The sequence below is a fragment of the Pseudomonas sediminis genome (genome assembly GCF_039555755.1).
Lineage (GTDB): Bacteria > Pseudomonadota > Gammaproteobacteria > Pseudomonadales > Pseudomonadaceae > Aquipseudomonas > Aquipseudomonas mendocina_D.
Genome location: NZ_CP154631.1, coordinates 2234715 through 2259694, shown reverse-complemented (window position 1 = coordinate 2259694; position 24980 = coordinate 2234715). Strand labels below are relative to the sequence as shown.

Sequence of the window (24980 nt, the reverse complement as noted above, 5' to 3'; positions counted from 1 at the left end):
GGATGACGCCGCATCATGACGTTCGAACAAGGCCTGATCTTCGCTATTCTAATCGCCAGCATGGGCTTGTTCATCTGGGGTCGCTGGCGCCACGATGTGGTCGCACTGGGGGCGCTGCTGGCCTGCGTGATCGTCGGCATCGTGCCAGACCGCGACGCCTTCGCTGGTTTCGGTCACCCGGCGGTGATCACCGTTGCCTGCGTGCTGGTGCTCAGCCATGGCCTGCAGCGCACTGGCGCGGTCAACCGCCTGGCACAACGCCTGCTGCCCAGCGGCGCGGGCGCTCTAGTGTCCATCGCCGCGTTGACCTGCCTCGGGGCGCTGCTCTCGGCATTCATGAACAACGTCGGCGCCCTTGCCCTGCTGATGCCCATCGCCCTGCAGATTTCCGCACGCCTGGAGTTGCCGCCAGGACGCGTGCTGATGCCTCTGGCCTTCGGCACCATCCTCGGCGGCATGACCACACTGATCGGCACACCGCCAAACCTGATCGTCTCCAGCTTCCGCGCCCAGCATGGCGGTGGTCCCTTCGAAATGTTCGACTTCAGCCCGGTCGGCGTGGCCGTGGCGCTGGCCGGCGTACTGTTCATCAGCCTGCTCGGTTGGCGCCTGGTACCCAAGCGCGAAGTGGGCAACGCCGCCAGTTTCGACACTGGCCATTACCTGACCGAGGCGCGGGTCAAGGCAGGCGGCAGCGCCGAGGGCAAGACCCTGCGCGAGATCGAACAGTTGCTCGATGAAGCCGACGCCCAGGTGGTGGCCATGGTGCGCAACAAGCTGCGCCTGACTGCCCCCAACCCGCGGCGTGTGCTGCAGGCCGACGACGTGCTGGTGATCGAGGCCGACCCGGCAGAGCTGGGCGAAGTGCTCGGCAAGCTGGACCTGCTGCTGGAAGCCGAGCGCGAAGCCAGGGAGGCCGAGCAACAGAACGACAAGAACAGTGACACCGAGAAGAAAGTCAGCAACGACGAAGACCGTGCAATGCAGGAACTGCTGGTCAAACCTGACTCTTCGCTGATCGGTCGCTCCGCCAGCAGCACGCGCTTGCGCAGCCGCTACTCCATCAACCTGCTGGCCATCTCACGGCAGAGCCATCGCTCGATCAAGCGCCTGCGCTCGACCCTGATCCAGGGTGGTGACGTGCTGCTGATGCAGGGCAGCGCCGAGGATATCGGTGAGTTCGCCAGCGACTATGACTGTGTGCCGCTGGCGGCGCGCGCCATCAACATTCCCGATCCACGTCAGGCCAACCTGGCCCTTGGCATCATGATCCTGGCCATCATCGCGGCGGCCTTTGGTCTGCTGCCCACGGCGATCGCCTTCGCCTGCGGGGTGCTGGCCTACATGCTGCTGCGCCTGGTGCCGCTGCGGGCCGTCTACGAGTCCATCGACTGGCCGGTGATCGTGCTGCTCGGAGCGTTGATCCCGGTGGCTGGGGCGATGTCCACCACAGGCGCGGCCGATCTGCTGGCACGAGTGCTGATGGAAAATCTGGCGCAGGGCAACGCCATCATCACCCTGACCCTGTTGCTGGTGGTGACCATGACCCTGTCGGACTTCATGAACAACGCGGCAACCGCTGCGGTGATGTGCCCGATTGCGCTGAGCGCCGCGAGCCAACTTGGCGTCAGCCCGGACGCGCTGTTGATGGCAGTGGCCATCGGCGCCTCGTGTTCGTTCCTCACCCCCATCGGCCATCAGAACAACACCCTGATTCTCAGCCCTGGTGGTTTTCGCTTCGGCGACTATTGGCGCCTGGGGTTGCCACTGGAGATCCTGGTAGTACTGGTCAGCATCCCGTTGCTGCTCTGGGTCTGGCCGCTGTAACTCGCCGCCAGGCTAACCGTTCACCGGGGCTACCCTGCCTCAGAGCTGCTCGATGACGCTGGCCGGTGACTGGAAGCGCAGGTCATGTGCCTCGGCGACACTGGCGCAGGTGATGATGCCGCGCGCGACGTTGAGGCCAGCGAGCAGGTGTGGGTCCTCCTGCAAGGCTCGTCGCGTGCCCTTTTGCGCCAGCGCCACGACGAACGGCAGCGTGGCGTTGTTGAGCGCCAGGGTCGAGGTGCGCGCCACCGCGCCAGGCATGTTGGCCACGCAGTAATGCACCACATCATCGACCACATAGGTGGGCTCGGCATGGGTGGTGGCGCGCGAGGTCTCGGCGCAGCCGCCTTGGTCGATGGCGACATCCACCAGCACTGCGCCCACCTTCATCTGCCGGACCATCTCCGCACTGATCAGCTTCGGCGCGGCGGCGCCGGGAATCAGTACCCCGCCAATCACCAGATCAGCAGCCAATACCTGCTCGCGCACCGCCGCGCGGGTGGAATAGAGCGTGGTGATGCGATTGCCATACTGGGCATCGAGCCGGCGCAGTGCGTCGACGCTCTTGTCCAGCACCGCGACATCGGCGCCAAGACCCACCGCCATGGCCAGGGCATGGCTACCGACCACGCCAGCGCCGAGAATCACCACCTTACCCGGCGCCACGCCTGGCACACCGCCGAGCAGGACGCCACGTCCGCCGCGGGCCTTTTCCAAGCAGCCGGCCCCGGCCTGGATCGACATGCGTCCGGCCACTTCCGACATCGGTGCCAGCAACGGCAGGCGCCCCTGTGCATCGGTCACCGTCTCATAGGCAATACAGGTGGCGCCGCCGGCCATCAGCTCTTCGGTCTGTGCCCGGTCCGGCGCCAGGTGCAGGTAGGTGAACAGCGTGTGATGGGCGCGCAACCTGGCGCGCTCCACTGCCAGCGGCTCCTTGACCTTGACGATCAACTGCCCCTGCTGGAACACCTCGGCCGAGTTCCTGGCGATCTGCGCCCCGGCCTCGAGGTAATCCGCGTCGGCAAAACCGATGGCGGCTCCGGCATGGGTTTCGACCCACACCTCATGACCGAGCGCGGTCAGCTCGGCCACCGACTGCGGCGTGAGACCGACGCGGTATTCGTGGTTCTTGATTTCCTTGGGTACGCCGATTCGCATCACCATCTCCAACCATTGCGGGCCAACAGTCTGAAGTCTAGGAAAGCGTGAGCCGTATCACAGGAAAATCCGCGAGAAAGTTCGCCCGTCCGTCACTGTCCGAACAGCAGGCGCCGCGCCTCAGCCGTGAGCAATGCCTGCGGATCGGCATTCACCTGCTCTACCAGCGCGTAGGCACGCTGCACCGCAGGGCGTGCATCGATGCGTTCGAGCCAGGCGGCCATGTTGGGGAAGTCCTCCAGCTTCTGCTGCTGCATCTTCCACAGCTTGGCCCAGGGGTAGATGGCCATGTCGGCAATGGAATACTCGCCCGCCACATACTCGCGCCCGGCCAGCTGGCGGTCGAGCACACCGTAGAGGCGCGCGGTTTCCTTCACGTAGCGGTCGATGGCATAGGGGATCGGCTCCGGTGCGTAGCGCACGAAGTGATGATTCTGCCCTGCCATCGGCCCGAGGCCGCCCATCTGCCAGTACAGCCACTGCAGCACGTCGAAGCGTGCCCGCGTCTCGCGCGGCAGGAACTGCCCGCTCTTGTCCGCCAGGTATTCGAGAATTGCCCCGGACTCGAACAGGGCAATGGGCTCGCCAGCATCAGCCGGCGCGTTATCGACGATGGCGGGAATGCGATTGTTCGGCGCGATCTTGAGAAACGCCGGCGCGAACTGCTCGCCCTTGCCGATGTGCACGGGGACGATACGGTAGTCGAGCCCGGCCTCCTCGAGAAAGATGCTGACCTTGTGGCCGTTGGGTGTGGTCCAGTAGTACAGGTCGATCATTGCTTTTCCTCCACGTGGATCGCAGCCCGCTTGACCGGGCCGTGAGTCGCCTCATACGCCTGCAGGATGCGCGCGAACCAGGCGCCCAGCGCCGAATCGTCGGCCCAGGGTTGTGCGCCCAGGCACCATGCCCAGAACAACATGCCGGCCAGCAGGTAGTCGCAGCCACCGGGCGCCTGGCCTTCGAGGAAGGGCTGATCACGCAGCCACGCTTCCAGCGGCGCCACGCCCTCACGGAACAGCCGCTCACCACCCTGCGGATCGGCGAACGCCTCCAGGCTCATGCCTAGCGCCTGCTCGCGGCTACTGCGGAAATACTCACGGTCAGCCGGGTCGATCACCTGCCAGACGCGCGGGATCAGTATCTTCAACAGCGGTATGCGCACCATGTGAAAGCTCAGGCGCTCGACCAGACGGGCGCGTTCGGCCGCCAGGCCCTCGCCGAGCAACGGGCGCTGTGGATAACGCCGATCCAGGTAGGTGAAGATCGCCAGGCTGTCGTGCACCGTTTCGCCGTCGTCGCTCAGCACCGGCACCAGCTTCTGCCCGGAGAAGGCGATCAGTTCCTTGTCGGTGAAACGTATCGGCCGGCTCTGCCAGTCCAGCCCCTTGTGCGCCATGGCCAGGCGGACGCGCCAGCAGTAGGGCGAGAACAGCAGCTCGCGATCGGCGCCGCACAGTTCGAACAACTCGCGCATATCACCTCCATTCAAAACCAATCAGTCCAGAATTAAACCAACGAAGACCCGGCACTGGCTGCCTCACTGGCAGTCCAGGCTCGCCATCACCACGGCCACGGTGGCACGAATCGAGTCCGCCGGCACCGCGGATTTCACCTGCGTGCGCAGCCCGCTCATCACACACTGCAAGTAGCCTGCCCGGGCCGCAAGGTCCTGCCCGTTGCGCAGCTCCCCGCAGGCCACGGCACGCGCCAACGCCTCTTCGAACACCTGGCAGACACCCGCCGTGGCCTGCCGCAGAACCGGTACCAGCGCCGGCTCCGAAAGAGAAAACTCGTTAGCGACGTTGACCAGCATGCAGCCTCGCGGCACACCACCGGGGCCGTCATCTTCGAGCACACTGAGCAGGCGCTCATGGATGAAGGCAAGCGGCGAGGCGCTGGCCTGCAACTGCTCAAGCAGCAAAGCGCGGCGCTGAGCGACATAGCGGCTGAACGCAGCGATGAACCAGGCCTGTTTGCTCGGGTAGGTCTGATACAGGCTGCTCTTGGACAGCCCGGTGGCCGCCTGCAGGTCCTGCAGCGACGCGGCCTCATAACCGCGCTGCCAGAACAGCTGCATGGCATTTTCCAGGGCCCGGTCCGGGCAGAAGCTTTTGGGGCGTCCACGTGTCGTCATATGCCGAATTTAGAACCAATCGGTCCAAATAATCAACACGATCTGCGTATCGCTACCGATACCCAGTGACCGATGAGTTCCGGTAGGCTTCATGCATCGCTTCAGATCAGGCTTCGTATGCCCCGCCTTCGCCTCCGTCAATCACTGCGCCGCCTCTGGGCACTGGACAAGTTCAGCGCCAGTCTGCGGGTATTCATCGCCCTGGCCGGAGCCCTTTCGCTGTGCTGGTGGCAGGGCTGGATGCATGGGCTGATCCCGCTGTTTCTCGGCATCATCGCCAGCGCCCTGACCGAGACCGACGACAGTTGGCAAGGCCGCCTCGGCGCGGTGCTGGCCACCCTGGCCTGCTTCAGCGCAGCAGCCTATGCGGTGGAGTTCCTCTTTCCCTATCCCTGGCTGTTTGTCATCGCCCTGGCCTTTTCCGCCTTTTGTCTGACCATGCTCGGCGCGCTCGGCGAGCGTTTCGCCACACTGGGTTCGGGCACGTTGATCCTCGCCGTGTACAGCATGATCGGCGTCGAGCAGCGCGGCGGTGTTGCCGGCCTGTGGCTGGAGCCGCTACTGCTGGTGGCCGGTGCCGCCTGGTACGGCCTTCTGTCGGTGATCTGGCACGCGCTGTTCGCCCATCAGCCGGTGCAACTCGCCCTGGCCCGGCTGTTTCGCGAACTGGGCAAGTACCTCAAGCTCAAGGCAGCGCTGTTCGAACCTGTGCGCCAGCTGGATGTGGAACAACGCCGTCTGGAGTTGGCCAAGCAGAATGGCCGTGTAGTCTCCGCACTCAACGCGGCCAAGGAGATCATCCTGCACCGGGTCGGGGGTGGTCGGCCGGCACCGAAGGTCAATCGCTACCTGAAGCTGTACTTCCTCGCCCAGGACATTCACGAACGCGCCAGCTCGTCGCACTACCCTTACAACGAACTGGCCGAAGCCTTCTTCCACAGTGATGTGCTGTTTCGTTGCCAGCGCTTGCTGCGCCTGCACGGCGAAGCCTGCCAGCGCCTGGGCAGCGCCATCGAGTTGCGCCAGCCGTTCGAATACCGCGAGCTGTGCAGCCAGGCCCTGGAAGACCTGCATGCCTCGCTCGACCACCTGCACCTGCAAAGCAACCCGGCCTGGCGCCGCCTGCTGCGCTCGCTCGGTGCATTGGCCGGCAACCTCGCCAGCCTCGACCTGCTGCTCGGCAACGCCAGCAACCCCGACGCTCTGGCCGATGAGCAGGACAGCAGCCTGCTGGACCGCGAGCCGCATTCGTTGCGCGAGGTCATCGAGCGGATCGGCCAGCAACTGACGCCCACTTCGCTGCTGTTTCGCCACGCGCTGCGCTTGTCCATTGCCCTGGCCGCCGGGTATGGCTTGCTGCATTTGATCCACCCGACTCAGGGTTACTGGATTCTGCTGACCACCCTGTTCGTCTGCCAGCCGAACTACGGCGCCACGCGTCTCAAGCTGGTGCAGCGTATCGTCGGCACCCTGATCGGCTTGGGCCTCGGCTGGGCATTGTTCGATCTGTTCCCCGACCCACGCATCCAGGCACTGTTTGCCGTGATCGCCGGGGTCGCCTTCTTCGCCACACGCAGCACCCGCTATACCCTGGCCACGGCGGCGATCACCCTGCTGGTGCTGTTCTGCTTCAACCAGATCGGCAATGGCTACGGCCTGTTCCTGCCGCGCCTGGTCGACACCCTGCTCGGCGGTATGCTGGCCGGGCTGGCGGTGTTCCTGATCCTGCCGGACTGGCAGGGTCGACGCCTGGGGCGCATGTTGGCGAACACACTGAGCTGCAACAGCGCTTACCTGCGGCAGATCATCGCCCAGTACGCACACGGCAAGCGTGACGACCTCGGCTACCGCCTGGCCCGACGCAATGCGCACAACGCCGACGCCGCGCTGTCCACCACCCTCGGCAACATGCTGATGGAGCCTGGCCACTTCCGTAAGGACGCCGACCTCGGCTTTCGCTTTCTGGTGCTGTCGCACACCCTGCTCAGCTATCTCTCCGGGCTCGGCGCCCATCGTGGCGAGCAGTTACCGCAGGCGGCCCAGGCACAATTGCTGGAACAGGCCGAAGCGCTGGCGAGCAGTCTCGATGAAATCGCCACCGGCCTGCGCGGCGAGCAGCCGCTGGCCATCCACAGCGATGAAGAACAGGCACTGGCGCAAAGCCTGGAGCAGATTGCTGACGACGTCGACGAACGCCAACGTCTGGTGCAGACGCAACTGGCGCTGATCTGCCGCCAGCTGGCGCCACTGCGCACCCTGGCCGCGCATCTGCAGAAGGATCGCCACTAGCAGGCTCATGGGGCTTTCTGCCACTATCTGACGACGCCGAGTTCCCAGACCTTGCCCATGCCAGCCAATCGACACACCACCCTCGCCTGCCTGGCCTCGCTGCCGGGTCTGCTGTTGGTGTGCAGCCTGCTTTTGGCCAGCCAGGCCACCCTCGCCAGTACGCGCCTGGGTGACAGCAGCGCAGCACAGGATCTCTACGGCCTGGTCGACTTTCTCGCCGATCCCCAGAGTACCCTGAGCCTGGACGACGTTCGCGCTGTCGATGCCCCTTTCCAATCCTCGTTGGACCGCCGTGACCTCAGCTTCGGCTACGTGCCGGGGGTGATCTGGCTGCGCCTGGCGCTACAATCGGATGCCCAGCAAACACGCGTCTGGCGCCTGGAACTGAATTACGCCTCGCTGGACGAGGTGCGTCTGTACGACATCGGCGCCGATGCCGTGCGCGAGTCGCGCAGCGGCGACACCGTGCCCTACGCGCAGCGCAGCGTTGGCCATCGCAACCCGGTATTCGAGATCGTTCTGCAGCCCGGCGAACAACGCATGCTGTACCTGCGCGTCGACTCGCGCGGCAGCATGACCCTCAGCGGCGCACTGATGTCTTCGCGCGACTTCGAACAGCACAGCCAGAACGGCTATCTGGTGCACGCCATCTACTTCGGCGTGCTGATCGCCCTGGGGCTGTACAACCTGCTGCTGTTTCTCGCCCTGCACGAGCGGCCTTTCCTCAACTACGTACTGTTCATGTTCGCCTTCGCCCTCAGCGTGCTGTCACTCAATGGCCTTGGCGCGCAGTATCTGTGGTCCGAAGCCGCGCCCTGGAGCAACCGCATGCTGCCGGTCAGCCTGACGACGGCGGCGCTGCTGTCGGTGGTGTTTGCGCGCAGCTTTCTCGACACCCGCCAGTGGCTGCCGCGCTGGGACAAGGGCCTGCTGATGCTGTCCGTCGCCATCGGTGGGGCCGTATTGGCCAGTGTGCTGCTGCCACTGCAGCGCGCGCTGCAGCTGATGTCGCTGACCGGCCTGATCGCCACCCTGACGCTGCTGCTGACCAGCTTCGTCTGCATTGGCTACCGGGTGCCCGGCGCTCGCCTGTTCGCCCTGGCCTGGCTGATGCTACTCACCGGCGCGGTGCTGCTGGCGTTACGCAACTTCGCCCTGATTCCGTCGAACTTCCTTACCCTGTACGCCATGCAGATCGGCTCGGGGCTGGAGATGATCCTGCTGTCCTTCGCCCTGGCGGCACGCTTCAACGAGCTCAAGCGCCAACGCGAAGCCGCGCTGCAGCTCAACGAGCAGATCCTCGCCAAGCGCGTAACCGAACGCACCCAGGCCTTGGAGCAGGCCAATCAGCGCCTCAGCGAGCTGGCGCTGCAGGACCCGCTGACCGGGCTGGCTAACCGCACCGCCCTGCAGCAACACCTGGAGCAGGCTCTGGCGCGCAGCCTGCGCCGCAACGAACTGCTCGCCGTTATGCTGATCGACCTGGACGGCTTCAAGCCGATCAACGACCAGCATGGCCATGGCTACGGCGACCTGATACTGACCGAAGTGGCGCAGCGCCTGCGGCAATACGTGCGCGATACCGATCTGCCTGCGCGCCTGGGCGGTGACGAGTTCGTGGTGATCTGCGAGAACGTGCAATCGGCCGAGGATGCCCAAGACCTGGCCAAACGCCTGCTGGAAGGCCTGGACACCCCGATGTACCTGGAAGATCGTGCCGTACGCGTCGGCGCCAGCATCGGTATCGCCCTGAGCCACGGTGCCGACGATGCCACTCTGCTGATTCGCCTGGCTGATGCTGCGATGTACCGGGCCAAGGCCGAAGGCCGCAACCGCGTACAGCTGGCCACCCAACAGCTTTGAAGAGGGGCCGCTGCCCCTCTCATCACCCCAAACCCGATAGCCCGCCATGGACAAGAATCAACTGCTGCAAGACGTACTCGCCCACCTGCAGGCCGACCTAGAACAGGCCAGCCTCGCCGCTCTCAGCGCCCACGAAACGGCCACCCACGAAGAGAACGTCGCCGAGAACAAGTACGACACCCTGGGACTGGAAGCGGCCTACCTGGCCAGCGGCCAGGCGCGCCGCGTCGAAGAACTGCGCCAGACCCTGATCACCTGGCGCCAGTTGCGCCCGCGGCCGTTCGATATCGAGCTAGGTATCGAGCTCGGTGCGCTGGTGCAGCTTGCGGCTGAGGATGGCCACGAACAATGGTTGTTCATTGGCCCACCAGGCGCCAGCATGAAACTGCAACTGGCCGACCAGAGCATCCAGGTACTGGGCAATACCGCACCGCTTGGCAAGTTGCTACTTGGCAAGAAGCCCGGCGACGAGATAAGCCTGCCAATAGGAAGCCGCCAGCAGGTTTTCGAGGTGCTGGCAGCCACGTGAGTGGAACTATCTGGGCTAGGGTTGGTAATTAGCGATGAACACCACGTCTAGCGAGAGCCAATACCATGGAAAATCCAGTCCACAGCCTGCCAGCCCTGTTCAAGCAGCTCGGCCTGCCTGACGATGCCGCCAGCATCAACGCCTTCATCAGCACCCATTCGCCGCTGCCGGATGCCTGCAAACTGTCCGAGGCTCCGTTCTGGACGCCGGCGCAGGCCGCGCTGCTGCGCGAGGAAATTCTCGAAGACGCCGACTGGGCGCCAGTGGTCGACCAGCTCAACGTGCGCCTGCACGGCTGAGCTCACAGGTCAGCACATCGGCGGCTCAGTTCGCCGCTGTCATCTCACGCCAGGTCAGGTACATGCGCAGGTCGAACTCGATCTGCGCATAGCCCGGCAACATGTGGTCGCACAGCTTGTAGAAGGCCTTGTTGTGATCGCTCTCTTTCAGGTGCGCCAACTCGTGCACCACGATCATCTGCAGAAAGGCCGGCGCCGCATCGCGAAACAGCGAAGCAACACGAATCTCCTTTTTCGCCTTGAGCTTGCCGCCCTGCACACGCGAAACCGCCGTATGCAGGCCAAGGGCGCGGTGCGTGAGGTCGAGCCGATTGTCGTAGAGCACCTTGTCGATGGCCGGCGCGTTCTTCAGGTGCTCCTGCTTGAGCGCCATGACGTAGCCGTACAGCGCCTTGTCACTCTGCACTTCATGCCGCCCCGGATAGCGCTGCGCCAGGTAGTCGCCAAGCCGATCATCGGCGATCAGCTGACGAACCTGCTGCTGCAAGGCGACCGGATAACCCTGTAGATACTTCAACGCCACGATCCCATTTTCATCAGGACCGCCAGTGTAACGGATGCCGCATTACTCGCTGGGCACCACACGCAGCAGACGCCCCTGCGGATTATCGGTGAGCAGATACAGCGCGCCATCCGGCCCGCTGCGCACATCGCGAATCCGCTCTCCCAGCTCCTCGAAGAGAATTTCCTCACCCGCCAGCATGCCATCACGGACACGCACGCGGCGTACGCTGCGCTCGGCCAGAGTGGCTGCGAACAGGTCGCCCTGCCAGTCGGGGAACAGCTCGCCGCGATACAGCGTCAGGCTCGACGGCGCGACCGAGGGCGTCCAGTGCAGCAGCGGCGCGGTCAGCCCCGGCAGCTCGGTGTAGGGGCTGATGCGCGCGCCGGTGTAGTCGATACCGAAGGTCGCCAGCGGCCAGCCATAGTTGTTGCCGGCCTCGATCAGATTCAACTCGTCTCCCCCGCGCGGGCCGTGCTCGTGGCTGTACAGACGATTGTGTTCGGCATCGAAGAAGATACCCTGCACGTTGCGGTGGCCAAGGCTGTAGATCTCCGGCGCGGCGCCCTCCTGACCGAGCAACGGGTTGTCCTGCGGCACGCTGCCGTCGCGGTTCAGACGCACGATCTTGCCCAGGTGGTTGGCCGGGTTCTGCGCCTGCTCACGCCAGTCGAAACCGTCGCCCAGGGTCAGCACCAGGGTCTTGTCGGCGAGAAAGGCGATGCGCCCACCGTAATGCGCCGCGCCGGCCTTGAGCGGCTGGGCGGTGAACAACAGCTCGAAGTCGTGCAGTTCGTCATCCACCAGGCGGGCACGCGCCAGACGCGTGTTGTTGGCCTCCAGCGAGCCGTGCGCGTAGGTCAGGTACAGCCAGCGGTTGTCGCTGTAGTCCGGGCCCAGTGCCACTTCCATCAGCCCGGCCTGGGCAGCGATGAAGACCTCGGGCAGGCCAGCCACCGGCTCCGGGTCGACACTGCCATCGGCTTCGATGATGCGCAGGCGCCCGACCCGCTCGGTAACCAGCAGGCGCCCGTCCGGCAGGAAGGCCACGGCCCACGGGTTCTCCAGCCCTTCGCTGAAGGTTTCAACACGGTAGTCCAGCGCCAGCAGTGGCGTACTGACGAACAGGGCGCAGAGCATCAGCGCACGGGTGCTTCTCAACATGGGCAACGCCTTGTCACAGAGAATCGGAAGAAGTCGGCTGCGCGCGGTAGCGTACCCGCCGGCCGAGCAGGCCGAACAGCAGTGCACCGACGCTGCCGCATGCCATCAGCCCGAGCGTGCCGAACGGGCTGCGGTCGGCGGCGATCAGCGTCGGCATCGGCGCTACGGCATTGGCCAGCGCCAGTGCCGTCCAGATGGCTGCAGCGCCAGCCAGCACGAAGATCAGCCAACGCAGCGGCGGCATGCTCCGCGCCAACCAGGCAGCCAGCGGCAAAGCGAGCAGAAAGCCCAGCGCGCTGAGCAGGGCGAAGGTCGGCGCGAAACCGAGCAGATCGAGGCAGGTGGTGGCAACGCGCACATCCATCGGCATCGGTGCACCGAGCGCCTGCAAGGCAGCGAGGTTGGTCTGGGTCTGGAAGATCGAGGCGAGCAGCGAGGCCAGCAACACGGCGAGGAGGAAAGCGAGCAACAGACGCGGCTTGCTGGACATGGGGGGGCAGTTTCCCGGAACGACAGTGCGCGAATTATGGCGCACCCCGCCTGCCCTCACGCTTCGGGAGTTTTACAGGGTTTTACCTCTCACTGCGTTGCTCACGCCGAACCCCGACTATAAAAAGCAGAAGCCCCGCACAAGGCGGGGCTCCGGGTCACGCATCAGGCTCAGTTGACCTTGGCGTTCAATTCGCCGCTGGCGTAGCGCTGGTACATGCCTTCCAGGGAGATCGGTTTGATCTTCGAGGCATTGCCGGCAGTGCCGAAGGCCTCGTAGCGGGCGATGCAGATGTCACGCATGGCAACGATGGTCTTGGCGAAGAACTTGCGCGGGTCGAACTCGCTCGGGTGCTCGGCCATCATGCGGCGGATGGCACCGGTGGAGGCCAGGCGCAGGTCGGTGTCGATGTTGACCTTGCGCACGCCGTGCTTGATGCCTTCGACGATTTCCTCGACCGGCACACCGTAGGTTTCCTTGATGTCGCCGCCGAATTCGTTGATCACCTTCAGCCACTCCTGCGGCACGGAGGAGGAACCGTGCATGACCAGGTGGGTGTTGGGGATGCGCTTGTGGATTTCCTTGATGCGCTCGATGGAGAGCACGTCGCCGGTTGGCGGCTTGGTGAACTTGTAGGCGCCGTGGCTGGTGCCGATGGCGATGGCCAGAGCGTCGACCTGGGTAGCCTTGACGAAGGCCGCCGCTTCTTCCGGGTCGGTCAGCAGTTGGCTGTGATCCAGCACGCCTTCGGCGCCGACGCCGTCTTCTTCACCGGCCATGCCGGTTTCCAGGCTGCCCAGGCAACCCAGCTCACCTTCCACCGACACGCCACAGGCATGGGCGAAGGCCACAGTCTGCCGGGTAACGGCGACGTTGTAGTCGTAGTCGGCGGGAGTCTTGCCGTCTTCTTTCAGCGAGCCGTCCATCATTACCGAGGAGAAACCCAGCTGAATCGAGCGCTGGCATACGTCAGGGCTGGTGCCGTGGTCCTGATGCATGCACACCGGGATGTGCGGGAATTCTTCGATGGCAGCCAGGATCAGGTGGCGCAGGAACGGCGCACCGGCGTACTTGCGGGCACCAGCAGAAGCCTGGACGATGACCGGCGAATCGGTCTTGTCGGCGGCTTCCATGATGGCGCGCATCTGCTCGAGGTTGTTGACGTTGAAGGCCGGCACGCCGTAGCCGAATTCGGCGGCGTGGTCGAGCATCTGGCGCATGCTGATAAGTGCCATGGTGTTTCTGTCTCCCGGTTTGGAGGTCGTTAATCGTGCAAGCCTGCCGCAGGGGCAGGCGTTGTTCAAGTTTCGTCGTGCCGGAGCCTGTGCCCGCGGCCCGTCTCGGCAGCGCCGAAGGTGTTACGGGGCCTTGCAGCCGCGGCCGATCAGGTCATCGGTCGCGGTCCAGTAGACCAGGCCTTCCTCACCTTTGGTGTGGAAGGACAGGCGTCCATCGCTGTACAGCACACCGGATGCCGCCGGCTCCTGGGTCAGGCGGTAGACGATGTCATCACCGCCCAGGCGCACATCCACCTGCTCGACACTGCCATTGGCGAAGCGCCACAGCACTTCGGTCTGGCTGTCGCACACCCAGCGAGTCCACTGATCCGACACTGGCGGCTTGCTGCTGCAAGCCGCAAGCAGCAAGCCGGTGGCGGCGAGCCCTGCAAGTCTGATAGCGATCATTGTCTCTCCTTCTCAGCAACGCTGTTCCGGTGCCGGGCCAGTGGGCTCACCACTGTTCTGCTCGACACGCTGATCATCCTGAGTGGTCGGGGTTTCGATCTGCGCCGGGCTGAACACCTCGCAGGCCGCTTCACGACCACCGCCGGCACAACCGGCCAGCAACATACCAATGACGCCCAGGGCGGCTAACTTGTCCATGACATGACTCCTTGTTCGATGATCCGGTCTTCTTACAGACCACCCGTTCACGTCAGGGTTTTATCCGCCGTGGCGCAGGGTGACTCCATTCACCCTAGCTGGTGTTTATTGTGCGCGTTGCTCCAGCACTTCCACGGCCGGCAGCACCTTGCCCTCGACGAACTCGAGGAAGGCGCCGCCACCGGTGGAAATGTAGGAAATCTTCTCTGCCACACCGTATTTGTCGATGGCCGCCAGGGTGTCGCCGCCACCGGCGATGGAGAACGCCGGGCTTTCGGCGATGGCAAGGGCCAGGGCCTTGGTGCCGTTGCCGAACTGATCGAACTCGAACACGCCGACCGGGCCATTCCACAGGATGGTCTGCGAGGCCTTGAGCATCTCGGCGAACATCGCCGCAGTCTGCGGGCCAATGTCGAGGATCATGTCGTCTTCGGCCACATCAGCGACGGCCTTGATGGTGGCTTCGGCGTCTTCGGCGAAAGCCTTGGCCACCACCACGTCGACCGGCAGCGGTACGCTGACCTTGGCTGCGATGGCCTTGGCGGTATCGACCAGATCAGCCTCGTACAGCGATTTGCCTACCGGCAGGCCGGCAGCCGCGAGAAAGGTGTTGGCGATGCCGCCACCGACTATCAGTGAGTCGCAGATATCGGCCAGGGAGTTGAGCACGTCGAGCTTGGTCGACACCTTGGAGCCGGCGACGATGGCCAGCATCGGGCGGGCCGGTTTGTCCAGCGCCTTGCCCAGCGCGTCCAGCTCGGCAGCCAGCAGCGGGCCGGCACAGGCGACCTTGGCGAACTTGGCCACGCCATGGGTCGAGCCCTGGGCGCGGTGAGCGGTACCGAAGGCGTCCATGACGAACACGTCGCACAGGGCAGCGTACTGCTGGGCCAGCTCGTCGGTGTTCTTCTTCTCGCCCTTGTTGAAGCGGACGTTCTCCAGCAGCACCAGCTCGCCGGCCTTGACCTCGACACCACCGAGGTAGTCCTTGACCAGCGGTACTTCGCGGCCGAGGGCCTTGCTCAGGTAAGCGGCGACGGGCGCCAGGCTGTCTTCCTCGCTGTAGACGCCTTCTTCCGGGCGCCCGAGGTGCGAGCAAACCAGTACGGCCGCGCCTTTTTCCAGCGCCAGCTTGATGGTCGGCAGCGAGGCGAGGATACGCGCGTCGCTCTTGACCACACCGTCCTTCACCGGAACGTTGAGGTCTTCGCGGATCAACACGCGCTTACCAGCGAGGTCGAGGTCGGTCATCTTCAGAACGGTCATAGATCAGTCCTTCACGGGGCAGGATTGGCTTGATTGGCTTGATTGGCTTGTAGGAGAAAATGTTCGGCGACATCGAGCATACGGTTGGCAAACCCCCACTCGTTGTCGAACCAGGCCAGCAGGTTGACCAGGCGCGGGCCGGACACGCGGGTCTGGCTGCCGTCGACGATGGCCGAGTGCGGGTCGTGGTTGAAGTCGCAGCTGGCGTGCGGCAGTTCGGTGTAGGCCAGCAGCCCCTTGAGCGGGCCACTTTCCGCCGCTTGGCGCAGTACGCGGTTGATCTCTTCGGCAGAGGTATCGCGTGCGGTCTGCAGGGTGATGTCCAGGCACGAGACGTTGACCGTCGGCACGCGAATGGCCTTGGCCTGAATGCGCCCGGCCAGCTCCGGCAGCAGGCGTTCGATACCGCGTGCCAGGCCGGTGGACACCGGAATCACCGACTGGAAGGCCGAGCGCGTGCGGCGTAGGTCTTCGTGGTGGTAGGCATCGATCACCGGTTGGTCGTTCATCGCCGAGTGGATGGTGGTAATGGAGACGTACTCCAGACCCACCACCTCATCGAGAAGCTTCAGCAGCGGCACGCCGCAGTTGGTGGTGCAGGAGGCGTTGGATACCAGTTGTTCGGCACCGCTGAGGCACTGCTGATTGACGCCGTAGACCACCGTGGCGTCGATATCCGCCTCGCTGGCCATCGGCTGCGACAACAACACGCGCGGCGCGCCGGCAGCGAGAAAACGCTCGGCATCGGTACGCGTGGTGTATTGCCCGGAGCATTCCAGCAGCAGGTCGATATCCAGCGCGGCCCAGTCGATGGACTCGGGCTCGCTCTGACGCAGCACCTTCACACAATCGCCATTGATATGCAGACAGTCGCCATCGACCTTCACCTCGCCGGGAAAGCGCCCGTGGGTGGAGTCGAAGCGGGTCAGGTATTCGATGCTGGCCTGATCGGCCAGGTCGTTAAGCGCGACGATTTCCAGGCTCGCAGAATTGCCACGCTCGTGCAGCGCGCGCAGCACGCAACGGCCGATGCGGCCATAGCCGTTGAGGGCGACACGATAGGGGCGTTGTCGTGACATAGGCGCTCGCAAGGCAAAAGGAACCCGGTAGGAGCGAGCTCTGCTCGCGAACCCTGCGCGAGGCAAACAGCTTCGCGAGCAGAGCTCGCTCCTACGGAAGGGTCAGGCGTCCAGCAGTTCTTCGGCGGTGGCGACGATGTTGTCGACGGTGAAACCGAAGTGCTCGAACAGGGCCGGAGCCGGGGCCGATTCGCCGAAGCTGGTCATGCCAATGATGCGACCTTCCAGGCCCACATACTTGTACCAGTAGTCGGCGTGCGAGGCCTCGATGGCGATGCGCGCACCGACCTGCAGTGGCAGCACGTCCTGCTTGTAGGCGGCGTCCTGGGCGTCGAACACACTGGTGGAAGGCATCGACACCACGCGTACCTTGTGGCCGGCAGCAGTCAGTTTGTCGTAGGCAGCCACGGCCAGGCCGACTTCCGAACCGGTGGCGATCAGGATCAGCTCCGGCTCGCCAGCGCTGTCTTTGAGCACGTAGCCGCCACGGGCGACGTCAGCCAGTTGCTGGGCATCACGCGGCTGGTGCGGCAGGTTCTGGCGGCTGAACACCAGAGCGCTGGGGCCGTCGGCGCGCTCGATGGCGTATTTCCAGGCCACAGCGGACTCCACGGCATCGGCCGGACGCCAGGTGTCGAGGTTCGGCGTACCACGCAGGCTGGCCAGTTGCTCGATCGGCTGGTGGGTCGGGCCGTCTTCGCCGAGACCGATGGAGTCGTGGGTGAACACGTACAGCACGCGCTTCTTCATCAGCGCGGACATGCGCACGGCGTTACGGGCGTATTCCATGAAGATCAGGAAGGTGGCGCCGTACGGCACGAAGCCGCCGTGCAGAGCGATGCCGTTCATGATCGCGCTCATGCCGAACTCGCGCACGCCGTAGAACATGTAGTTGCCGGACGCATCTTCAGCGGAGACGCCCTTGCAGCCCTTCCACAGGGTCAGGTTGGAACCGGCCAGGTCGGCCGAACCACCGAGGAACTCCGGCAGCAGCGGGCCGAAGGCATTCAACGCGTTCTGGCTGGCTTTGCGGCTGGCGATGGTCTCGCCCTTCTCGGCGACGTCCTTGATATAGGCAGCGGCCTTCTCGGCAAAGTCGGCCGGCAGCTCACCAGCGATGCGGCGCTTGAACTCGGCAGCCAGTTCAGGATGGGCAGCGGCGTAGGCGGCAAATTTGTCGTTCCAGGCGGCTTCGGCGGCAGCGCCGGCTTCCTTGGCGTCCCACTCGGCGTAGATCTCGGCGGGGATTTCGAACGGGCCATGGTTCCAGCCCAGCGCGGCGCGGGTCAGGGCGATTTCGTCATTGCCCAGCGGCGCGCCGTGGCACTCTTCCTTGCCCTGCTTGTTCGGCGAACCGAAGCCAATGGTGGTCTTGCAGCAGATCAGGGTCGGCTGATCCGTGGTCTTGCGCGCGGTGTCGATGGCCATCTTGATTTCTTCGGCATCATGGCCGTCGACATTGCGGATCACCTGCCAGCCGTAGGCTTCGAAGCGCTTCGGCGTGTCATCGGTGAACCAGCCCTCGACCTCACCGTCGATGGAGATACCGTTGTCGTCGTAGAAGGCGATCAGCTTGCCCAAGCCAAGGGTGCCGGCCAGCGAACAGACTTCGTGGGAAATGCCTTCCATCATGCAGCCGTCGCCGAGGAACACATAGGTGTTGTGGTCGACGATGGTGTGGCCTTCACGGTTGAACTGCGCGCCCAGTACCTTCTCGGCAATGGCGAAACCGACGGCGTTGGCGATGCCCTGGCCGAGTGGGCCGGTGGTGGTTTCCACGCCAGGGGTGTAGCCGTATTCCGGGTGGCCCGGGGTCTTGCTATGCAGCTGACGGAAGTTCTTCAGGTCGTCGATGGACAGGTCGTAGCCGGTCAGGTGCAGCAGCGAATAGATCAGCATCGAACCATGGCCGTTGGACAGCACGAAGCGGTCACGATCGGCGAAGTTCGGGTTGCTCGGATTGTGCTTCAGAAAATCGCGCCACAGCACTTCGGCGATATCCGCCATACCCATGGGGGCACCGGGGTGGCCGCTGTTGGCTTTCTGCACAGCATCCATGCTGAGGGCACGAATGGCATTTGCTCGCTCACGACGGCTGGGCATCGCTGAATCTCCTACGGGGGCTGCTTCTGAATGAAGGGGGCGAAAAAAGACGCCTATTTTCGCCCAGCCGGCCCCCGCGGGGCAATGACAGATGGTCGTAGAGACCAAATCAACCTGCCTGCTCGCTCAGCACGCTCACCGCCGGACTACCCGGCCCACCCAGGCAGGGCGCCTGAAACAGCTCGCCATGCCAGACGCCAGCGAGCGTACGACTGAACACCAGCGACCATACCGCCGCCAGCTGGATCGCCAGCGCCACGCCGACCAGAGTGAAGAAGGTCAGCCCGGTCAGCGCCTGTAGCTCGAAGGTGGCCAGGGCGAAGACTCCGAGCGGAAAGGTGAAGCCCCACCAACCCAGGTTGAATGGCATGTTGTCGCGAATGTAGTGGCGAGTGAACAGGGTGGCGATCACCAGCCACCACAGCCCCGCGCCCCACAGCGCCAGGCCGCCGATCAGGCCAAGGTCTCGGGCCAGCTCGGCAGCGCTGGCCAAGGGTGTGCCAGCGAACGCCAGCGGCGCGGCCTGCCCCATGCTCAGCAGCCCCAGGCAGCCGGTCGCCAGCGGCCCAAGCGGCAGCCAACTGGTGGCGGCGAAATCGGTATCCGGCAACTTGTGCAGGGCCAGGCGCAGCAGCACCAGGGTGATCAGCGAGAACGCCAGCGACAGCGACAATCCCCAGAGGATAAAGCCGGCGACCAGCAGTTGCTGCGCGGCCGCAGCGCCCAGGTGCGGCGCCAACGCTCCCGCCGTGCTGGCAGCGACCTCGGGAGCGACGATAGGTAGCAGCCAGACTGCCGTGAGTTTTTCCAGTGCGTGATGCTGGCGGGTGAACATCAGATAGGGCACCAGCAGGGCGCCGAGCAGCGCCAGCGCCGCATCCAGCCACCACAAGGCATGCGCCAGCGCATAGACGCCCTCGCCCCAGCGCGGGACGCCGAACAGCAACAGGCCCTTGATCAGCACCGCCAGCCCCATCGGGATCGCGCCGAGAAACATCGACTGCACCGGGTGCAGCAGCATCGGCCAGACCGTGTCGCGAAACAGTGCCAGGCGCAGCAGAAACAGCGCCGTGAACAGGACGAACAGGCTGACAGCGAAGAACCACAGCCCCTCCGCCAGCATCGCCAGACCAGGCAGCGACCAAGGCAGATGAGCGATAACCAGCGCCAGCACACCGGTGCCCATGGTCATGGCGAACCAGCTAGGCGTGAAGTGACGAATGAATGCGAGCGGCTCGGGCAAACGACTGAAAGGGCGCGGCATGAATCGGGTTGTCCCGTGACATGAGTGATAGCGCAAGGTTAAGAAGAGGCTTGCCATATGAAAAATACATATTCAGCATCCTTACCATACCTTTCACTTATGTATTAATCATGAACCTCCATCACCTGAAAGTCTTCCTTGCCGTGGCAGAGGCCGGCAGCATCAGCGCTGGCGCCGAGCGCCTGCACATCAGCCAGCCGGCGGTGACGCGGGAAATTCGCGACCTCGAAGCCAGCCTCGACCTGCGCCTGTTCGACCGCCTGCCGCGCGGCGTACAACTGACCGAAGGCGGCCTGCGCCTGCTCGACTACGCCCAGCGCATCTTCAGCCTGGAACGCGCCGCCGAACGCGACCTGCGTGACTTTGCCCAACTGGAACAAGGCGAACTGCACCTGGGCGCCAGCGCCACCCTCGGCTCCTACCTGTTGCCGCCCCTGCTCACCCGTTTTCGCGCCCTGCATCCACAGATATTCGTCAGCCTCGACGTGAGCAACACCGACGCCGTCACCCGGCAGCTGGACGAAGGCCGCATCAGCCTGGGCTTCGTCGAAGGCCCGTTCGTCCGCACCGACTACGCCCATCGCCTGCTGGCACGCGACGCCCTGCTACCGGTGGTTGCGCCGCACCATCCGCTGGCCGCCAGCCAGACGCTCGCCGCGGAGAAACTGCAGGATTACCCGCTGTACATGCGCGAGCCGGGCTCTGGCGCGCGCGTCAGCGTCGAGCAGGCCTACCGCGCGCATGGCCTCGAACCCCGTGCCGGCATGGCCATCGGCAGCACCGAGGCGCTCAAGCGTCTGCTCGCTGACGGCCAGGGCATTGCCTGGCTGTCGCAGCGAGTGGTGGAGCGCGAACTGGCCAACGGCGAACTGCGCCATCTGCCGGTACAGGACCTGCAGATCGAGCGCGAGCTGCATGTGCTGTGGCGCCTGGGCGCCAGTCTGAGCCCGGCACCCGCGGCTTTCCTGGCGTTGACTCAAACGTCGGAGTAACAGCAATACCAATATCAAAACTTTTTGATATTGGTATTGCTGTATGAAAAATGACCGACTAGACTGCGCCACCATGACCCTGCGCGCCCCCCAGTTGGAATTCGACCCCTGCGACACACTCGCCGCCCTGTGCAAGGCCGGCGGCGATCCGCTGCGCCTGAACGTGCTGCGCGTGCTGAGCAACGATTCCTTCGGCGTACTGGAGTTGGCACAGATCTTCGCCATCGGCCAGTCGGGCATGAGCCATCACCTCAAGGTGCTGGCCCAGGCTGGGCTGGTGGCAACGCGCCGCGAAGGCAACGCGATCTTCTACCGCCGCGCACTGCCCAATGGCCGTCTGCATGCCGCCCTGCTGGACGATATCGACGAGCTGCCGCTGCCCGGCGATGTACAGGCACGCATCGCCACCGTGCACCAGCAGCGCGCCACCGTCAGTCGCGATTTCTTCGCACGCATGGCCAGCAACTTCCAGGCCCAGCAGGACCTGATCGCCGGCCTGCCGCAGTACCGCGACAGCCTGCTGGCGCTGCTTGATGCCCTGCACTTCGCCCCCAGCGCCAGCGCGCTGGAAATCGGCCCGGGCGATGGCGCCTTCCTCCCCGAACTGGCGCGGCGCTTCGCCCAGGTCACGGCACTGGACAACAGCCCGGCTATGCTCGAACTGGCCAGCCAACGCTGCGCCGCTGAAAGCCTGCATAACGTCGAGCTGAAACTGGCCGATGCGCTGCAGGACGCGCCAGTCACGGCAGATTGCGTGGTACTGAACATGGTGCTGCACCACTTCGCCACCCCGGCCGAGGCCTTTCGCAAGCTGGCTGGCCTGGTCGCACCAGGCGGCAGCCTGCTGCTCAGCGAACTGTGCAGCCACGACCAGAGCTGGGCGCGCGAAGCGTGCGGCGACCTCTGGCTCGGCTTCGAACAGGAAGACCTGGCGCGCTGGGCAACGGCTGCCGGCCTGACGCCTGGCGAAAGTTTGTACATAGGCCTGAAAAACGGCTTTCAGATTCAATTACGGCACTTTGCCAAACCCGATGCGCACAGCGCCTTCAGCCTCCGGCAAGAAAGGAACCGATAGATGAGCGAATATTCCCTGTTTACCTCCGAGTCCGTGTCCGAAGGGCATCCGGACAAGATCGCCGACCAGATCTCCGATGCGGTGCTCGACGCCATCATCACCCAGGACAAACACGCCCGCGTGGCCGTGGAAACCCTGGTCAAGACCGGTGTGGCCATCGTTGCCGGTGAAGTCACCACCAGCGCCTGGGTCGACCTGGAGCAGATCGTCCGCGACGTGATCTGCGACATCGGCTACACCAGCAGCGACGTCGGCTTCGACGGCGCCACCTGCGGCGTGCTCAACATCATCGGCAAGCAGTCCCCGGACATCAACCAGGGCGTCGACCGCGCCAAGCCGGAAGATCAGGGCGCTGGCGACCAGGGCCTGATGTTCGGCTACGCAAGCAACGAAACCGACGTGCTGATGCCGGCGCCGATCTGCTTCTCGCACCGCCTGGTCGAGCGTCAGGCCGAAGCACGCAAGTCCGGCCTGCTCCCGTGGCTGCGCCCGGATGCCAAATCCCAGGTCACCTGCCGCTACGAAAACGGCAAGGTCGCAGCCATCGACGCGGTCGTGCTGTCCACCCAGCACAACCCGGAAGTGAAATACGACGACCTGCGCGAAGGCGTGATGGAGCTGATCGTCAAGCACGTGCTGCCGGCTGAGCTGCTGCACAAGGACACCCAGTTCCACATCAACCCGACCGGCCAGTTCATCATCGGCGGCCCAGTGGGCGACTGCGGCCTGACCGGGCGCAAGATCATCGTCGACAGCTACGGCGGCATGGCCCGTCACGGCGGTGGCGCGTTCTCCGGCAAGGACCCCTCCAAGGTCGACCGTAGCGCTGCCTACGCTGGCCGCTACGTGGCCAAGAACATCGTCGCCGCCGGCCTGGCCGAGCGTTGCGAGATCCAGGTGTCCTACGCCATCGGCGTGGCCCAGCCGACCTCCATCTCGATCAACACCTTCGGCACCCACAAGATCGCTGAAGAGAAGATCATCAAACTAGTGCGTGACGTGTTCGACCTGCGCCCATACGCCATCACCAAGATGCTCGACCTGCTGCACCCGATGTACCAGGACACCGCAGCTTACGGCCACTTCGGCCGCACGCCGCAGTCCAGAACCGTTGGCGACGACAGCTTCACCACCTTCACCTGGGAACGCACCGACAAGGCTGCCGACCTGCGCGCCGCCGCTGGCCTGTAAGGCTCAGCGACGACAAGAGAAGCCCTGCCCTGCGCAGGGCTTTTTCTTTGCTGGAGTAGGTGAAAGCACCCTTCACCCGACAGGCGTCGCGAAATCGTCTAGGCTGAGAATTCAATCCCAAGCACGGACGCTTGCCATGACACGCTGGATCGCGCTGCTCCTTTTTCCATTGACCGCACAGGCAGCCCCCTGCCCCGACTGGCCGGCCAACCGCGCCAAGAGCGAACTCTCTGTCCTTAGCCAGCAGATCGCCGAGTGGGATGATGCCTACCACAATCATGGTCGCTCGCTGATCGCCGATGAACTTTACGATCAAGCCCGTGAGCGCCTGCAATCCTGGCATCAGTGCTTCCCCAGCGCGCTCGTTGACCTGCCGGAACCGTTGGCCGGCAGTACGGGCAAGCTCGCTCACCCCGTGGCACAAACCGGCCTGCGCAAGCTGAACGATGCGGCGGTAGCCGAATGGGTCGCCAGCCGCGACAGTCTGTGGATTCAGCCCAAGGTCGATGGTGTCGCAGTTACTCTGGTCTACCAGGGCGGCATCCTGAAACAAGCCATCAGCCGCGGCGATGGACGCCATGGACAGGACTGGACGGCGCGCGCCAGACAGTTACCAGCCATTCCCAAGCACCTGAAACAGCCATTAGATGCCGTGCTGCAAGGCGAGCTTTACTGGCGCCTGGACGACCATGTTCAGGGCCGCGACGGTGGCGCCGGAGCACGCGGCAAGGTGGCAGGCTTGATGGCGCGACAGTCACTCGATGAGCAGGAAACCAACGCCATTGGCCTGTTCGTCTGGGACTGGCCGAACGGCCCTGAGAACATGCCCGAGCGCCTGAAAGCCCTGCAAAATCTAGGCTTCAGCGACAGCCTGCATTACACCCAGCCACTCAATAGCACGGCGGATGCCCGCGGCTGGCGCCAGCACTGGCTTAATGCGCCGCTATCGTTCGCCAGCGACGGTGTGGTCATACGCCAAGGCATACGCCCCCCAGGAGAGCGCTGGCTGGCCGAAGCGCCACACTGGGCGATTGCCTGGAAATACCCCGCCAGCCAGGCTCTGGCAGTGGTGCAGGCGGTGGATTTCAGTATCGGCCGCACTGGACGTATCACGCCCATCCTGCGCTTGCAGCCGGTCGACCTTGACGAGCGGCGTATCAGCCGGGTCGCGCTCGGCTCGCTGCAAGCCTGGGAAGAACTGGACATTCGCCCCGGCGATCAGGTGGCGATACGCCTGGCTGGCCTGACCATTCCACGCCTCGACCAAGTGATCTGGCGTAGCCAGGAGCGCGCAGCGGTGCAGGCACCTGACCCTAATCGATACCACGCCATGAGTTGCTGGCGACTCAGCGACGAGTGCCAGCAACAGTTCCAGGCACGCCTGAACTGGCTCGCCGGCAAACAGGGGCTGAACCTGCCCGGCGTAGGACCAGGCACCTGGAGCACGTTATTGGCGGGACAGAAACTGCATGGCCTGCTCGATTGGCTGGAATTCGACAGCGAACACCTGCAGCAACTGCCAGGTATCGGTCCACGGCGCGCCTCGCAGTTGCAGCAGGCCTTCGCCCAGGCCCAGCGGCGCTCACTGCAGCAATGGCTGCAGGCACTCGGCGCACCACCTGGCATCCAGCTAGGCGCGGAGGATGACTGGGCCACGCTACTGGGTCGCAGCCACGCCGACTGGATGAAGCAGCCCGGCGTGAGCCAAAAGAGCGCTGAGCGTCTGTTGGCGTTCTTCAGCCACCCCGAGATTCAGCGCCTGGGCGCGCAACTGCAGGAGGCCGGCACCGCCGGTTTCCTGCCGCAGGAAAATTCACCGCGCGGTTGACCCTGGTCAGCCGATGACTCACTCGGGTCGAACCTCGCGCG

The 24980-nt window shown here is 64.5% G+C and carries 23 protein-coding genes; 9 read left to right on the top strand and 14 right to left on the bottom strand.

The window, feature by feature from the left end; all coding sequences use genetic code 11:
* Nucleotides 1-15 precede the first annotated feature (15 nt).
* Complete coding sequence (locus tag AAEQ75_RS10755) at nt 16-1827, top strand: SLC13 family permease (protein ID WP_343352246.1); 1812 nt, start codon at nt 16-18, stop codon at nt 1825-1827.
* Between the two features lie 39 nt (nt 1828-1866).
* Here the strand turns inward: AAEQ75_RS10755 and ald are convergent, their stop codons facing one another.
* From ald to AAEQ75_RS10735, 4 genes are all read right to left on the bottom strand, one after another.
* Nucleotides 1867-2988, bottom strand: a complete 1122-nt coding sequence (gene ald / locus AAEQ75_RS10750) for an alanine dehydrogenase (protein ID WP_343352244.1) — start codon at nt 2986-2988, stop codon at nt 1867-1869.
* Between the two features lie 92 nt (nt 2989-3080).
* Nucleotides 3081-3764: a glutathione S-transferase N-terminal domain-containing protein gene (locus AAEQ75_RS10745; RefSeq protein ID WP_343352242.1), complete on the bottom strand. Its 684-nt coding sequence runs from the start codon at nt 3762-3764 to the stop codon at nt 3081-3083.
* Entirely contained in the window at nt 3761-4462 is a 702-nt protein-coding gene (locus AAEQ75_RS10740; protein ID WP_343352240.1) for a glutathione S-transferase family protein, read from the bottom strand. The genes AAEQ75_RS10745 and AAEQ75_RS10740 overlap by 4 nt, the downstream gene beginning before the upstream one ends.
* A 63-nt stretch (nt 4463-4525) precedes the next feature.
* On the bottom strand, nt 4526-5065 hold the full coding sequence (locus AAEQ75_RS10735) for a TetR/AcrR family transcriptional regulator (RefSeq protein WP_343352238.1): 540 nt from the start codon (nt 5063-5065) through the stop codon (nt 4526-4528).
* A 174-nt stretch (nt 5066-5239) separates the two neighbouring features.
* Between AAEQ75_RS10735 and yccS the strand changes: the two genes are divergently transcribed.
* From yccS to AAEQ75_RS10715, 4 genes are all read left to right on the top strand, one after another.
* Nucleotides 5240-7411 carry a YccS family putative transporter gene (gene yccS, locus AAEQ75_RS10730; protein WP_343352236.1) on the top strand — a complete coding sequence of 724 codons (2172 nt, stop codon included), beginning with the start codon at nt 5240-5242 and terminating at the stop codon, nt 7409-7411.
* Nucleotides 7412-7468: 57 nt separating this feature from the next.
* The gene (locus AAEQ75_RS10725) at nt 7469-9274 is read left to right on the top strand and encodes a diguanylate cyclase (RefSeq protein ID WP_343352234.1); all 1806 of its coding nucleotides are present in this window, start codon (nt 7469-7471) and stop codon (nt 9272-9274) included.
* 46 nt (nt 9275-9320) lie between these two features.
* A complete protein-coding gene (locus AAEQ75_RS10720; protein WP_343352232.1) occupies nt 9321-9803 on the top strand; it encodes a GreA/GreB family elongation factor in 483 nt (160 codons plus the stop codon).
* A 65-nt stretch (nt 9804-9868) separates the two neighbouring features.
* Entirely contained in the window at nt 9869-10102 is a 234-nt protein-coding gene (locus AAEQ75_RS10715; RefSeq protein WP_343352230.1) for a DUF2789 domain-containing protein, read from the top strand.
* Between the two features lie 25 nt (nt 10103-10127).
* Here the strand turns inward: AAEQ75_RS10715 and AAEQ75_RS10710 are convergent, their stop codons facing one another.
* The 10 genes from AAEQ75_RS10710 to AAEQ75_RS10665 all read right to left on the bottom strand — a co-directional run bounded on the left by AAEQ75_RS10710 (nt 10128) and on the right by AAEQ75_RS10665 (nt 19853).
* Nucleotides 10128-10628, bottom strand: a complete 501-nt coding sequence (locus AAEQ75_RS10710; protein ID WP_343352364.1) for a M48 family metallopeptidase — start codon at nt 10626-10628, stop codon at nt 10128-10130.
* Between the two features lie 39 nt (nt 10629-10667).
* Entirely contained in the window at nt 10668-11768 is a 1101-nt protein-coding gene (locus tag AAEQ75_RS10705; RefSeq protein ID WP_343352228.1) for a PQQ-dependent sugar dehydrogenase, read from the bottom strand.
* A gap of 13 nt (nt 11769-11781) precedes the next feature.
* Nucleotides 11782-12258 carry a hypothetical protein gene (locus tag AAEQ75_RS10700; RefSeq protein ID WP_343352226.1) on the bottom strand — a complete coding sequence of 159 codons (477 nt, stop codon included), beginning with the start codon at nt 12256-12258 and terminating at the stop codon, nt 11782-11784.
* Between the two features lie 170 nt (nt 12259-12428).
* Nucleotides 12429-13493 carry a class II fructose-bisphosphate aldolase gene (fba, locus tag AAEQ75_RS10695; RefSeq protein ID WP_206409090.1) on the bottom strand — a complete coding sequence of 355 codons (1065 nt, stop codon included), beginning with the start codon at nt 13491-13493 and terminating at the stop codon, nt 12429-12431.
* Nucleotides 13494-13616: 123 nt separating this feature from the next.
* Nucleotides 13617-13943, bottom strand: coding sequence for an MliC family protein (locus tag AAEQ75_RS10690; protein WP_179546051.1), 327 nt, complete (start codon nt 13941-13943; stop codon nt 13617-13619).
* Between the two features lie 12 nt (nt 13944-13955).
* A complete protein-coding gene (locus tag AAEQ75_RS10685) occupies nt 13956-14141 on the bottom strand; it encodes a hypothetical protein (RefSeq protein WP_106733667.1) in 186 nt (61 codons plus the stop codon).
* A 105-nt stretch (nt 14142-14246) separates the two neighbouring features.
* Complete coding sequence (locus AAEQ75_RS10680) at nt 14247-15407, bottom strand: phosphoglycerate kinase (protein WP_343352223.1); 1161 nt, start codon at nt 15405-15407, stop codon at nt 14247-14249.
* A gap of 11 nt (nt 15408-15418) precedes the next feature.
* Complete coding sequence (gene epd / locus AAEQ75_RS10675) at nt 15419-16486, bottom strand: erythrose-4-phosphate dehydrogenase (protein ID WP_343352221.1); 1068 nt, start codon at nt 16484-16486, stop codon at nt 15419-15421.
* Nucleotides 16487-16588: 102 nt separating this feature from the next.
* Nucleotides 16589-18589: a transketolase gene (gene tkt, locus AAEQ75_RS10670; RefSeq protein WP_343352219.1), complete on the bottom strand. Its 2001-nt coding sequence runs from the start codon at nt 18587-18589 to the stop codon at nt 16589-16591.
* Nucleotides 18590-18698: 109 nt separating this feature from the next.
* Nucleotides 18699-19853, bottom strand: coding sequence for a TDT family transporter (locus AAEQ75_RS10665; RefSeq protein WP_343352217.1), 1155 nt, complete (start codon nt 19851-19853; stop codon nt 18699-18701).
* Between the two features lie 110 nt (nt 19854-19963).
* Here AAEQ75_RS10665 and AAEQ75_RS10660 point away from each other — a divergent pair, with 110 nt between their 5' ends.
* The 4 genes from AAEQ75_RS10660 (at nt 19964) to ligB (ending at nt 24939) form a co-directional block, all read left to right on the top strand.
* Nucleotides 19964-20845 carry a LysR family transcriptional regulator gene (locus tag AAEQ75_RS10660; protein ID WP_280079725.1) on the top strand — a complete coding sequence of 294 codons (882 nt, stop codon included), beginning with the start codon at nt 19964-19966 and terminating at the stop codon, nt 20843-20845.
* A gap of 73 nt (nt 20846-20918) precedes the next feature.
* Nucleotides 20919-21920 carry an ArsR/SmtB family transcription factor gene (locus tag AAEQ75_RS10655; protein WP_125834977.1) on the top strand — a complete coding sequence of 334 codons (1002 nt, stop codon included), beginning with the start codon at nt 20919-20921 and terminating at the stop codon, nt 21918-21920.
* Nucleotides 21921-23111 (top strand): methionine adenosyltransferase, encoded by a 1191-nt coding sequence (metK, locus tag AAEQ75_RS10650; protein ID WP_099522872.1) that lies wholly within the window; start codon nt 21921-21923, stop codon nt 23109-23111.
* A 136-nt stretch (nt 23112-23247) separates the two neighbouring features.
* Nucleotides 23248-24939, top strand: coding sequence for an NAD-dependent DNA ligase LigB (gene ligB, locus AAEQ75_RS10645; protein WP_343352213.1), 1692 nt, complete (start codon nt 23248-23250; stop codon nt 24937-24939).
* Nucleotides 24940-24980: the final 41 nt, after the last annotated feature.